We start from the raw sequence: 316 nt of genomic DNA on the forward strand, positions 1-316 counted from the left end.
TGCGCCATGGACAGGGTTTATTCATGAAGAAGATCGTATGGAATTCCTTAAAAACTGGCAAAGGTCTCTACAAACAGGAGTTCCCTTTGAGACTGAGGTAAGGCTACGAAATAAAGCCGGAAAATATTTATGGCATCTCAACAGGGTTGATGCGGTTAGGGATGAGCAGGGGGAAGTAAAGATGTGGATAGGTACCAGTACAGAGATACAACGGTTAAAGGAGGAAGAGAAGCGGAAGGGAGATTTCCTTAAAATGGTGAGCCATGAGTTAAAAACTCCTGTGACCTCAATAAAAGGTTACGTGCAGTTACTACTA

Annotated in this window: 1 protein-coding gene; it reads left to right on the top strand. The window is 43.0% G+C overall.

Translation table 11 applies throughout. From position 1 onward, the window contains the following. The coding region (locus HC176_RS20290) for a PAS domain-containing protein (protein ID WP_167920463.1) at positions 1-316 on the top strand (316 nt) is incomplete at both ends.

Source organism: Tamlana crocina (genome assembly GCF_012037625.1).